Below are 12,196 nucleotides of genomic sequence, written 5' to 3' on the forward strand. Positions count from 1 at the left end.
CCTCAACCCAGCAGCGAAATGTCGGCAACGCCCAGGAACAGGCCACGCAGGCGCGCCAGCAGCGCGTAACGGTTGGCCCGCACATTGGCGTCTTCGGCATTGACCATCACGGCGTCGAAGAACGCGTCCACCGGCTCGCGCAGTGCAGCCAGACGTGCCAGCGATTCGTTGTACTGACGCGCCGCAGCCATTGGCTGTACCGCCTGGTCCGCCTGCTGGATCGCCGAGTACAGCGAGAACTCGTTGGCGTTGTCGAAGTACTTGGCCTGAACGTCGGTCGGCACCGAGCCTTCGACTTTGCTCAGCAGGTTCGACACCCGCTTGTTCACCGCCGCCAGCGCTGCCGCTTCCGGCAATTTGCGGAAGGCCTGAACCGCTTGCACACGCTGGTCGAAGTCCAGCGCCGAACCTGGCTTCAGGGCCCGTACCGACAGGTAGGTGGCGACATCCACGCCTTCGTCTTCGTAACGCGCACGCAGACGGTCGAAGATGAACTCCAGCACCGCGTCGCTCAGGCCGGCAGCCTTGACCTTCGCGCCGAAGGAATTCACGGCGAACGCCACGGCGTCGTTCAGGTCCAGATCCAGTTGTTTCTCGATCAGGATCCGCAGCACGCCCAGTGCCGCACGGCGCAGGGCATACGGGTCCTTGCTGCCGGTCGGCAGCATGCCGATGCCGAAGATGCCGACCAGGGTATCGAGCTTGTCGGCAATGGCCACGGCCGCACCGGTCAGGGTGGCTGGCAGTTCAGCGCCGGCACCGCGCGGCATGTACTGCTCGTTCAGCGCCAGGGCGACGTCTTCCGGCTCGCCGTCATTGAGGGCGTAGTAGTAGCCGGCGACACCTTGCATCTCCGGGAACTCGCCGACCATTTCGGTGGCCAGGTCGCACTTGGACAACAGGCCTGCACGGGCAGCCCACGAAGCGTTGCCGCCGATACGCGCCGCGATGTATGCGGCCAGTTTCGACACGCGCTCGGCCTTGTCGTAGACGCTGCCGAGTTTTTCCTGGAACACCACGTTCTGCAGACGTTCGTTGAACACTTCGAGCTTCTGCTTCTTGTCCTGCTTGAAGAAGAACTCGGCGTCGGTCAGACGTGGGCGAACCACTTTCTCGTTACCGGCGATGATCTGCTGCGGGTCTTTGGATTCGATGTTGGCCACGGTGATGAAACGTGGCAGCAACTTGCCGTCGGCATCCAGCAGGCAGAAATACTTCTGGTTGTCCTGCATGGTGGTGATCAGCGCTTCCTGCGGCACGTCGAGGAAGCGCTCCTCGAACGAGCACACCAGCGGCACCGGCCATTCGACCAGCGCGGTCACTTCGTCGAGCAACGCCGGCGGCACGATCGCGGTGCCTTCCTGACGGGTTGCCAGTTCTTCGGTGCGCTTGCTGATGATCTCGCGACGTTCGTTGGCGTCAGCCAGTACATAAGCGGCACGCAGGTCGGCCAGGTAGCTCGACGGCGAACCGATGCGCACGGCTTGCGGGTGGTGGAAACGGTGGCCACGGGATTCACGGCCGGCCTTCTGCGCGAGGATGGTGCAGTCGATGACCTGGTCGCCGAGCAGCATCACCAGCCACTGGGTCGGACGCACGAACTCTTCCTTGCGTGCACCCCAACGCATGCGTTTCGGGATCGGCAGATCGTTCAGCGAGTCTTCGACGATGGTCGGCAGCAGGCTGGCGGTCGGCTTGCCGGCGATGTTCTGGCTGTAGCGCAGTTTCGGACCGCTCTGGTCGATTTCGCTCAGCTCGACGCCGCATTTCTTGGCAAAGCCCAGTGCAGCCTGGGTCGGATTGCCTTCGGCATCGAACGCGGCCTGACGTGGCGGGCCGTCGAGGTTGATGCTGCGATCGGGCTGCTGGGTGTCCAGCCTGGTGATCAACACGGCCAGACGACGTGGCGCGGCATAGACAGCCTTGGACTCGTAGCTGAGACCGGCAGTCTGCAGGCCCTTTTCGATACCGGCCAGAAACGCTTCGGCCAGGGTGTTCAGGGCTTTGGGTGGCAGTTCTTCGGTGCCCAGTTCAACCAGAAAATCTTGAGCACTCATTGTGCAGCCTCCAGCTTGGCCAGTACTTCGTCACGCAGATCCGGGGTTGCCATCGGGAAGCCCAGCTTGGCGCGGGCCAGCAGGTAGGCTTGGGCGACGGAACGCGCCAGGGTGCGAACGCGCAGAATGTATTGCTGACGCGCGGTCACCGAGATCGCCCGGCGCGCATCCAGCAGGTTGAAGGTGTGCGAGGCCTTCAGGACCATTTCGTAGCTTGGCAACGGCAGCGGCTGGTCAAGTTCGATCAGGCGCTTGGCTTCGCTTTCATAGAAATCGAACAGTTCGAACAGCTTGTCGACGTTGGCGTGCTCGAAGTTGTAGGTGGACTGCTCCACTTCGTTCTGGTGGAACACGTCGCCGTAGGTCACCTTGCCGAACGGACCGTCGGCCCAGACCAGGTCGTAGACCGAGTCCACGCCTTGCAGGTACATGGCCAGACGCTCGAGGCCGTAGGTGATCTCGCCGGTCACCGGGTAGCACTCGATGCCGCCTGCCTGCTGGAAGTAGGTGAACTGGGTCACTTCCATGCCGTTGAGCCAGACTTCCCAGCCCAGACCCCAGGCGCCGAGGGTCGGCGATTCCCAGTTGTCTTCGACGAAGCGGATGTCATGGACCAGCGGGTCCAGGCCGACATGCTTGAGGGAGCCCAGGTACAGTTCCTGGAAGTTGTCCGGGTTCGGCTTCAGGACCACCTGGAACTGATAGTAGTGCTGCAGACGGTTCGGGTTTTCGCCGTAACGGCCGTCAGTCGGACGGCGGCTTGGCTGTACGTACGCGGCGTTCCAGGTTTCCGGGCCGATGGCACGCAGGAATGTCGCGGTGTGGAAAGTGCCGGCGCCTACTTCCATATCGTAGGGCTGAAGTACCACACAACCTTGCTCGGCCCAGTATTGCTGGAGCGCGAGGATCAAGTCTTGGAAGGTACGCACGGCTGGCGTAGGCTGGCTCACGAAATTCACCTGTTTCTTGGGCTGCGATTTAAAGAGCGGGAGTATACCCGATTCAGTCGCACCTCCACCCCCTGGAGCCTTATGCCACGCTGCTTTTGGTGCAACGATGATCCGCTGTACATGGCTTACCACGATCAGGAGTGGGGTACGCCGCTACGCGACGCGCAGGGATTGTTCGAGTTGCTTTTGCTCGAAGGGTTCCAGGCCGGGCTTTCCTGGATCACCGTGCTGCGCAAGCGTGAGCGATATCGCGAGGTGTTGTACGGCTTCGACGTACAGCGCGTAGCGCAGATGAGCGACGCGGAAATCGATGAGTTGATGCTCGATCCGGGGATCATCCGCAACCGTCTCAAGCTCAATGCCGCCCGGCGCAACGCTCAGGCGTGGCTGGAACTGGATGACCCGGTGGCGTTCCTCTGGTCGTTTGTGGATAACCGCCCGATCATCAATCATTTCAAGGATCGCAGCGAAGTCCCGGCCATTACCCCGCAAGCCGTGGCCATGAGCAAAGGCCTTAAAAAGGCCGGTTTCACCTTCGTCGGCCCGACCATTTGCTATGCCCTGATGCAGGCTTCGGGCATGGTCATGGATCACACACAGGATTGCGACCGCTACGCGCAGTTGGTCAACGGCGGTTAGAATGGCCGCCTCGCGCACAGCACAAGATCAGGAGTGACCTGTGGAAAAGTTTAAAGGCGCCATGCTGGTCGGCGCTCTGCGGCTGTTTGCCATGCTTCCGTGGCGGGCCGTGCAGGCCGTGGGTTCGGCGATCGGCTGGATCATGTGGAAAACCCCCAACCGTTCCCGCGATGTGGTGCGGATCAACCTCGCCAAATGTTTTCCACAGATGGACCCGGCCGAACGTGAGCGTCTGGTGGGGCAGAGTCTGAAAGACATCGGCAAGTCCCTGACCGAAAGCGCCTGCGCCTGGATCTGGCCGGCCCAGCGTTCCATTGATCTGGTACGCGAAGTCGAAGGCCTCGACATCCTCAAGGAGGCGCTGGCGTCGGGCAAAGGTGTGGTCGGCATCACCAGCCACCTGGGCAACTGGGAAGTGCTCAACCATTTCTATTGCAGCCAGTGCAAACCGATCATTTTCTATCGTCCGCCGAAGCTCAAGGCTGTGGATGAATTGTTGCGCAAGCAGCGGGTGCAACTGGGCAACCGTGTGGCGGCGTCGACCAAGGAAGGCATCCTCAGTGTCATCAAGGAGGTGCGCAAGGGCGGTCAGGTGGGGATTCCGGCGGACCCGGAGCCGGCCGAATCCGCCGGGATCTTCGTGCCGTTCTTCGCCACCCAGGCCCTGACCAGCAAGTTCGTGCCGAACATGCTGGCCGGCGGCAAGGCTGTCGGCGTGTTCCTGCACGCCCTGCGTCTGCCGGATGGTTCCGGTTACAAGGTGATCCTCGAAGCGGCGCCGGAAGCCATGTACAGCACCGATACCGGAACCTCCTGCGCCGCAATGAGCCAGGTGGTCGAGCGTTATGTGGCGGCCTATCCGAGCCAGTACATGTGGAGCATGAAACGCTTCAAGAAGCGCCCGCCGGGCGAAGCGCGCTGGTACTGAGCCGCGCGTTCATCTGTGGATAACCTCGCCTGCGAGGTTATCCACAGACTTCACGGCTTTTGCCGATCCAGCTTCTTCAGAAACACCGTCATTTCCTTCTCGGCCTGCTTGTCGCCATGGGCCCGGGCCGCTTCCAGTCCCTGCTCCCAGGCCTGTCGCGCAGCCGCCGGATCACCCAGCGCCAACTGCGCCTTGCCCAACAGTTTCCAGGCCGCCGAATACTTCGGATCGAAACCGACGCAATGCTGAAAATGTTCGGCCGCCTTCGCATTTTCCCCCTGATCCAGATAACCCTTGCCGAGGCCGAAGCGCAGCAATGAGTTATCCACACCCTTGGCGAGCATTTTTTCCAGGGATTCGATCATCGGTTTCGCCTCGAGGTCGGTCAGAAAAAACTCAGTCCCACGTGGAACAGCTTCTCCACATCGCGAATATGCTTTTTATCCACAAGGAACAGAATCACATGGTCACCGGCGGCGATGACGGTATCGCCGTGGGCGATGATCACTTCTTCATCGCGAATGATCGCGCCGATAGTCGTGCCCGGCGGCAGGGCAATGTTCTCGATGGCCTTGCCGATGACCTTGCTCGACTTCGAATCACCATGGGCCACCGCTTCGATGGCTTCCGCCGCGCCACGGCGCAGGGAGTGCACGCTGACGATATCGCCACGGCGCACATGGGCCAGCAAGGTGCCGATGGTCGCCAGTTGCGGGCTGATGGCGATGTCGATGTCGCCGCCCTGGATCAGGTCGACGTAGGCCGGGTTGTTGATGATCGTCATCACCTTCTTCGCCCCCAGGCGCTTGGCCAGCAGCGATGACATGATGTTGGCCTCGTCATCGTTGGTCAGCGCGAGAAAGATGTCGGCGTCGGCGATGTTTTCCTCCAGCAGCAGGTCGCGATCCGACGCACTGCCCTGCAGCACCACGGTGCTGTCGAGGGTATCGGAAAGATAGCGGCACCGCGCCGGGTTCATCTCGATGATCTTCACCTGGTAACGGCTTTCGATGGCCTCGGCCAGGCGCTCGCCGATCTGCCCGCCGCCGGCAATGACGATGCGTTTGTAGGTTTCGTCGAGGCGGCGCATTTCGCTCATCACGGCGCGAATGTTCTCACGGGCGGCGATGAAAAAGACTTCGTCGTCGGCCTCGATCACCGTGTCGCCCTGAGGAAGAATCGGGCGGTCGCGTCGGAAAATGGCGGCAACCCGTGTCTCCACATTCGGCATGTGTTCGCGCAACTGACGCAGTTGCTGCCCCACCAGCGGCCCGCCGTAGTAGGCGCGCACCGCTACCAGTTGCGCCTGGCCTTCGGCGAAGTCGATCACCTGCAAGGCGCCGGGATGCTGGATCAGGCGTTTGATGTAGTTGGTGACCACTTGCTCGGGGCTGATCAACACGTCGACCGGAATCGCTTCGTTCTGGAACAGCTGTTCTTCGCGGGTCAGGTACGAAGCTTCACGTACGCGGGCGATCTTGGTCGGAGTGTGGAACAGGGTGTGGGCGACCTGACAGGCGACCATGTTGGTTTCGTCGCTGTTGGTCACGGCCACCAGCATGTCGGCGTCGTCGGCGCCAGCCTGGCGCAGCACGCTCGGCAGCGAGCCTCGGCCCTGTACGGTGCGGATATCGAGACGGTCGCCGAGGTCGCGCAGACGGTCGCCATCGGTGTCGACCACGGTGATGTCGTTGGCTTCGCTGGCCAGGTGTTCGGCCAGCGAACCGCCGACCTGCCCCGCACCGAGGATGATGATTTTCAACCCGTCACTCCATTGAATCCGTTTAGCCGCGCGCGGCAGCGATCTTGATCAGCTTGGCGTAGTAGAACCCGTCATGCCCACCCTGCCGGGCCAGCAATTGGCGACCATGAGGTTGTTTGATTCCAGCCTGCGTGGCCAGATCCAGTTCCCGGGCGCCCGGCGTGCGCTCAAGGAACGCGGCGATCACTTCGGTGTTCTCGGTCGGCAAGGTCGAGCAAGTGGCGTAGAGCAGGATGCCGCCCACTTCGAGGGTTTTCCACATGGCGTCAAGCAGTTCGCCTTGCAGTTGCGCGAGGGCGGCGATGTCGTCGGCCTGGCGGGTCAGCTTGATGTCCGGATGACGGCGGATCACCCCGGTGGCCGAACACGGCGCGTCCAAAAGGATGCGCTGGAACGGTTTGCCGTCCCACCATACGGAAGTGTCGCGCCCGTCGGCGGCAATCAGTTCGGCGCTCAGGCCAAGGCGTTCGAGGTTTTCCTTCACCCGTACCAGCCGCTTGGCTTCCAAGTCCACCGCCACCACACCGGCCAGCGCCGGTTCGGCTTCAAGGATGTGGCAAGTCTTGCCGCCCGGCGCACAGCAGGCATCCAGTACCCGTTGGCCCGGTGCGAGATCGAGCAGGTCGGCGGCCAGTTGCGCGGCTTCGTCCTGCACGCTGATCCAGCCTTCGGCGAAGCCCGGCAGGCTGCGCACATCAGCGGCGGCATCCAGCACGATGCCGTCGCGGCTGAACGTGCACGGCTGCGCAGCGATGCCCGCTTGCGTCAGCAGACCGAGGTAGGCGTCGCGGCTGTGATGACGGCGGTTGACCCGCAGGATCATCGGCGGATGGGCGTTGTTGGCTTCGCAAATGGCTTCCCATTGTTCAGGCCAGAAAGCCTTCAGGGATTTTTGCAGCCAGCGCGGGTGGGCGGTGCGCACCACAGGGTCGCGTTCCAGTTCGGCGAAGATCGCCTCATGATCGCGCTGGGCATTGCGCAGCACGGCATTGAGCAGACCTTTGGCCCATGGTTTTTTCAGCTTGTCGGCGCAACCGACGGTTTCGCCAATGGCGGCGTGCGGCGGGACGCGGGTATAGAGCAACTGATAGAGACCGACCAGCAGCAGCGCCTCGACATCGGCGTCCGCCGCCTTGAACGGCTTCTGCAACAGTTTTTCCGCCAGTGCCGACAAGCGTGGTTGCCAGCGGGCAGTGCCGAACGCCAGATCCTGCGTGAAACCGCGGTCGCGATCTTCGACCTTGTCCAGTTGTGCCGGCAGGGAGCTGTTGAGCGAAGCCTTGCCGCTCAGGACAGCGGCGAGTGCCTTGGCGGCGGCCAGACGCGGGTTCATGGCGCGTCCACCGCTGCACCCAGTAGGGTGCCGATGGCGAATTTCTCACGACGGCTGTTGAACAGATCGCTGAAGTTCAGCGCCTTGCCACCGGGCAATTGCAGGCGGGTCAGGCACAACGCCTGTTCGCCACAGGCAACCAGCAGACCGTCCTTGCTGGCGCCAAGGATGGTGCCCGGCGCGCCTTTGCCTTCGGCCAGCGTCGCCGCCAGCACTTTCAGGGCTTCACCGTTGAGCGTGCTGTGGGTGATCGGCCATGGGTTGAAGGCGCGGACCAGACGCTCCAGCTCGATGGCCGGGCGGCTCCAGTCGATGCGTGCTTCATCCTTGTTCAGTTTGTGGGCGTAGGTGGCGAGGTCATCGTTCTGCACTTCACCTTCCAGGGTGCCGGCGGCGAGCCCGGCAATCGCCTGCACGACGGCGGGCGGGCCCATTTCGGCGAGGCGGTCGTGGAGGCTGCCGCCGGTGTCTTCGGCGCTGATCGGGGTCACGACCTTGAGCAGCATCGGCCCTGTGTCCAGGCCGGCTTCCATGCGCATCACGGTCACGCCACTTTCGGCGTCACCTGCTTCCACAGCGCGCTGGATCGGTGCTGCCCCGCGCCAGCGTGGCAGCAGCGAGGCGTGGCTGTTGATACAACCCAGACGCGGAATATCCAGCACCGCTTGCGGCAGGATCAGGCCGTAGGCGACCACCACCATCAAGTCCGGTTTCAATGCCGCGAGTTCGGCTTGAGCGTCGGCATTGCGCAGGGTCGGCGGCTGCAACACCTGGATATTGTTTTCCAGGGCGAGTTGTTTGACCGGGCTCGGCATCAGTTTTTGTCCGCGACCGGCCGGACGATCCGGTTGGGTGTAGACGGCGACGATCTCGTAAGGGCTGTCCAGCAGGGCCTTGAGATGTTCGGCGGCGAATTCCGGGGTACCGGCAAAAACGATGCGCAATGGCTCAGTCATGGGGGGAATCTCGTAAAAAGAAAAAGGCTTGCCGCGGCAAGCCTTTGGAGAGGGGCATCAAGCGTTCTGGCGGTGCTGCTTTTCCAGTTTCTTCTTGATCCGGTCGCGTTTGAGCGTGGACAGGTAATCGACGAACAGCTTGCCGTTGAGGTGGTCGCATTCGTGCTGGATGCACACCGCGAGCAGACCTTCGGCGATCAGTTCGTATGGCTGGCCGTCACGGTCCAGCGCCTTGATCCTGACCTTCTGCGGGCGGTCGACGTTTTCGTAGAAGCCCGGCACCGAGAGGCAGCCTTCCTGATATTGCTCCATTTCGTCGGTCAGCGGTTCGAACTCGGGGTTGATGAACACCCGGGGTTCGGTGCGGTCTTCGGAAAGGTCCATCACGACGATACGTTTGTGCACGTTGACCTGGGTCGCGGCAAGGCCGATGCCCGGCGCTTCATACATTGTTTCAAACATGTCATCGACCAGTTGACGCACTTCGTCGTCCACTACGGCCACAGGTTTGGCGATAGTGCGCAGACGCGGGTCCGGAAATTCGAGGATGTTCAAAATGGCCATAAGCTTGATTGCTGCACGTGTGAGGTAAAGTCGGGTCGATGGCCTGGCGGGTCCGAAGATGCAGGCTACCGTTGTGAAACGTAGCGCCTTGCTTTTCAGCGTAGAGCAGGGAGCGAGCCACGGGGGCTCTGGCGTTTCACGCGAACGCACATGATAAAGGGATTCACCGCATGAGGAAATCACTACTCGCCCTGCTGTTTCTGGCCTCGGCCGGCGCCGCATACGGGCAAGTGCAACTCAAGGAAGGTTTTCCACAGCAATACACGGTGGTTTCGGGGGATACACTCTGGGACATATCCGGCAAATATCTGCGCGAACCCTGGCAGTGGCCACAACTGTGGCGGGCCAATCCGCAGATCGAAAACCCCAACCTGATCTATCCGGGCGACACCCTGACGCTCAGTTACGTCAACGGCCAGCCACGTCTGACCCTCAATCGCGGGGCGTCGCGCGGCACCATCAAACTTTCGCCCAGGATCCGCAGCAGCCCGGTGGCCGAGGCGATTCCGAGCATTCCGCTCAAATCCATCAACAGCTTTCTGCTGAGCAACCGGATCGTCGACAAGGTCGAGGACTTCGACAAGGCGCCGTACATCGTCGCCGGCGATGCGGAGCGCGTGCTCAGCGGCACCGGCGACCGGATCTTCGCCCGTGGCCATTTCGATCCGGGCCAGCCGGTCTACGGCATCTTCCGTCAGGGCAAGGTCTATACCGATCCACAGACCAAGGAGTTTCTGGGGATCAACGCCGACGATGTCGGCGGCGGTGAAATCGTCGCCACCGAAGGCGACGTCGCCACCCTCGCCCTGCAACGCACGACCCAGGAAGTACGCCTCGGCGACCGTCTGTTCGGTGGCGAAGAGCGTTCGATCAACTCGACTTTCATGCCCAGTGCTCCCGCCACCGACATCAACGGCCTGATCATCGATGTGCCGCGTGGCGTCACGCAGATCGGCGCGATGGACGTGGTGACACTCAACAAGGGCAAGCGCGACGGACTCGCCGAGGGCAATGTGCTGGTGGTGATGAAAACCGGGGAAACCGTACGCGACCGGATCACCGGTCAGCCGCTGAAAATCCCCGATGAACGTGCCGGATTGCTGATGGTGTTCCGTACCTACGACAAGCTCAGTTACGGCCTCGTCCTGAACGCGTCGCGCTCGCTGGCAGTGCTGGACAAGGTGCGAAATCCTTAGCTGACTTCACAAGTTACCAACAGAGTTATCCACAGCTTGTCCCGAAGGGTTCGGGGCTGATGACGATCAAGGATGATCCATGATGATGCCTGTCTGTACGTCGGTTTCCCCGGCGGAACTGGAGGCGCGTTTGCGCCTGCACCGCCTGCCGGAAATCGGCCCGAAACGTTTTGCCCGATTGCTCGAAGCGTTCGGTTCTGCGTCCAAGGCCCTCAGCGCGCCGGCCAGTGCCTGGCGCTCGCTGGGATTGCCGGCGGCGAGCGCCGAAGCTCGCCGCTGTCCTGAAGTGCGCGACGGCGCCAGCCACGCACTGCGCTGGCTGGAGCGGCCACGGCAGCATCTGTTGATGTGGGACCAGGCGGATTACCCGGCGTTGCTGGCGCAGATTCCTGATCCACCGCCCTTGCTGTTTGTCGCCGGGGATCCCGCCATTCTGGAAAAACCGCAACTGGCGATGGTCGGCAGCCGACGTGCCTCGCGTCCGGGCATGGACACGGCGGCGGCGTTTTCCCGGAGTCTGGCCGGAGCCGGTTTTGTCATCACCAGTGGCCTGGCCCTGGGAATCGATGCAGCGGCCCATCAGGCGGCGGTGGACGTCGGCGGGCAGACCGTCGGCGTGCTGGGTACCGGGCTGGAAAAATTTTACCCACAGCGCAATCGACGGCTGGCGGACGCGATGATTGCCTCCGGCGGCGCGGTGCTTTCGGAATTTCCACTGGACGCCGGACCGACGGCGAGCAACTTCCCCAGGCGTAACCGGATCATCAGCGGTTTGTCCCTCGGCGTGCTGGTGGTCGAGGCCAGTGTGGCCAGCGGCTCTCTGATCACGGCGCGACTGGCGGCGGAACAGGGCCGCGAGGTTTACGCGATTCCGGGGTCGATCCACCATCCCGGTGCGCGCGGATGCCACCAGTTGATCCGTGATGGCGCTGTGCTGGTGGAGACCGTCGAACACATCCTCGAAGCCCTGCGTGGCTGGCAGTACCTGCCGGCATCCGCGACTGCGCCGGGCTCCGACAGCCCGTTGCTGCGCCTGCTGCATGCGGCCCCGCACACCAGCGAAGGGCTGGCCGAGAGCAGTGGCTGGGCGTTGCCCAAAGTGCTGGCGGCACTGACCGAACTGGAGATGGAGGGGCGAGCGGTGTGCGAAAACGGTCGCTGGTTTGCACGGGCAAGCTAGGTTTTACATTGAAGATCGGTAAACTGCGCGAAACCTGTTTGCGGAGAGTTTTTTCATGGTCAACAGTTGGCGTGTGCAACAAGCCGCACGAGAAATTCGCGCCGGGGCGGTGATTGCCTATCCAACCGAAGCCGTCTGGGGGCTGGGGTGCGATCCATGGAATGAAGAAGCGGTGGATCGCCTTTTGGCGATCAAGAACCGTTCGGTGGACAAGGGACTGATTCTGGTCGCCGACAACATTCGGCAGTTCGATTTCCTGTTCGAGGATTTCCCCCAGGACTGGATCGACCGCATGGCCAGTACCTGGCCGGGTCCGAACACCTGGCTGGTGCCGCACCAGAACCTGTTGCCGGAGTGGGTGACCGGTGTGCATGACACCGTGGCGCTGCGGGTCAGCGATCATCCGCAGGTGCGGGATCTGTGCTCGCTGGTGGGGCCGCTGATTTCGACCTCGGCCAACCCGCAGGGACGGCCGGCGGCGAAGAGTCGCTTGCGGGTCGAGCAGTATTTTCGCGGGCAGGTCGATCTGGTGCTGGGCGGCATGCTGGGCGGCCGCAAGAACCCGAGCCTGATCCGCGATCTGGCTACCGGCAAGGTCGTGCGCCCGGCCTGACACCGTGGTGATTTGTGG

At 62.5% G+C, this 12,196-nt stretch carries 12 protein-coding genes; 5 read left to right on the forward strand and 7 right to left on the reverse strand.

Annotation, left to right across the window (positions count from 1 at the left end; translation table 11 throughout):
- Positions 1-2: 2 nt before the first annotated feature.
- Together glyS and glyQ are read right to left on the reverse strand one after the other, a co-directional pair.
- Positions 3-2,057: a glycine--tRNA ligase subunit beta gene (glyS, locus tag BBF94_RS16960; protein WP_065260136.1), complete on the reverse strand. Its 2,055-nt coding sequence runs from the start codon at positions 2,055-2,057 to the stop codon at positions 3-5.
- Complete coding sequence (gene glyQ, locus BBF94_RS16965; RefSeq protein WP_003187265.1) at positions 2,054-3,007, reverse strand: glycine--tRNA ligase subunit alpha; 954 nt, start codon at positions 3,005-3,007, stop codon at positions 2,054-2,056. Before glyQ ends, glyS begins: the two co-directional genes overlap by 4 nt.
- Before the next feature lie 81 nt (positions 3,008-3,088).
- On the opposite strand from glyQ, the gene BBF94_RS16970 reads away from it, so the two are divergent.
- Both BBF94_RS16970 and BBF94_RS16975 read left to right on the forward strand, forming a co-directional pair.
- Positions 3,089-3,646: a DNA-3-methyladenine glycosylase I gene (locus BBF94_RS16970; protein WP_065260137.1), complete on the forward strand. Its 558-nt coding sequence runs from the start codon at positions 3,089-3,091 to the stop codon at positions 3,644-3,646.
- Between the two features lie 40 nt (positions 3,647-3,686).
- Positions 3,687-4,574, forward strand: coding sequence for a lysophospholipid acyltransferase (locus tag BBF94_RS16975; protein ID WP_065260138.1), 888 nt, complete (start codon positions 3,687-3,689; stop codon positions 4,572-4,574).
- A 50-nt stretch (positions 4,575-4,624) separates the two neighbouring features.
- Here the strand turns inward: BBF94_RS16975 and BBF94_RS16980 are convergent, their stop codons facing one another.
- The 5 genes from BBF94_RS16980 to def are packed head-to-tail and all read right to left on the reverse strand — an operon-like array spanning position 4,625 to position 9,189.
- Complete coding sequence (locus tag BBF94_RS16980; protein WP_065260139.1) at positions 4,625-4,939, reverse strand: tetratricopeptide repeat protein; 315 nt, start codon at positions 4,937-4,939, stop codon at positions 4,625-4,627.
- 20 nt (positions 4,940-4,959) lie between these two features.
- Complete coding sequence (trkA, locus tag BBF94_RS16985; protein WP_065260140.1) at positions 4,960-6,336, reverse strand: Trk system potassium transporter TrkA; 1,377 nt, start codon at positions 6,334-6,336, stop codon at positions 4,960-4,962.
- Positions 6,337-6,358: 22 nt separating this feature from the next.
- Complete coding sequence (gene rsmB / locus BBF94_RS16990) at positions 6,359-7,669, reverse strand: 16S rRNA (cytosine(967)-C(5))-methyltransferase RsmB (protein ID WP_065260141.1); 1,311 nt, start codon at positions 7,667-7,669, stop codon at positions 6,359-6,361.
- Positions 7,666-8,625, reverse strand: coding sequence for a methionyl-tRNA formyltransferase (fmt, locus tag BBF94_RS16995; protein WP_065260142.1), 960 nt, complete (start codon positions 8,623-8,625; stop codon positions 7,666-7,668). Before fmt ends, rsmB begins: the two co-directional genes overlap by 4 nt.
- 57 nt (positions 8,626-8,682) lie before the next feature.
- Positions 8,683-9,189, reverse strand: a complete 507-nt coding sequence (gene def, locus BBF94_RS17000) for a peptide deformylase (RefSeq protein ID WP_065260143.1) — start codon at positions 9,187-9,189, stop codon at positions 8,683-8,685.
- A gap of 170 nt (positions 9,190-9,359) precedes the next feature.
- Here def and BBF94_RS17005 point away from each other — a divergent pair, with 170 nt between their 5' ends.
- From BBF94_RS17005 to BBF94_RS17015, 3 genes are all read left to right on the forward strand, one after another.
- Complete coding sequence (locus tag BBF94_RS17005) at positions 9,360-10,385, forward strand: LysM peptidoglycan-binding domain-containing protein (RefSeq protein ID WP_065260144.1); 1,026 nt, start codon at positions 9,360-9,362, stop codon at positions 10,383-10,385.
- Between the two features lie 79 nt (positions 10,386-10,464).
- The gene (dprA, locus tag BBF94_RS17010) at positions 10,465-11,565 is read left to right on the forward strand and encodes a DNA-processing protein DprA (RefSeq protein ID WP_065260145.1); all 1,101 of its coding nucleotides are present in this window, start codon (positions 10,465-10,467) and stop codon (positions 11,563-11,565) included.
- Between the two features lie 55 nt (positions 11,566-11,620).
- Complete coding sequence (locus BBF94_RS17015) at positions 11,621-12,178, forward strand: L-threonylcarbamoyladenylate synthase (protein ID WP_065260146.1); 558 nt, start codon at positions 11,621-11,623, stop codon at positions 12,176-12,178.
- Positions 12,179-12,196 lie beyond the last annotated feature (18 nt).

Source organism: Pseudomonas bananamidigenes (assembly GCF_001679645.1).
Lineage (GTDB): Bacteria > Pseudomonadota > Gammaproteobacteria > Pseudomonadales > Pseudomonadaceae > Aquipseudomonas > Aquipseudomonas bananamidigenes.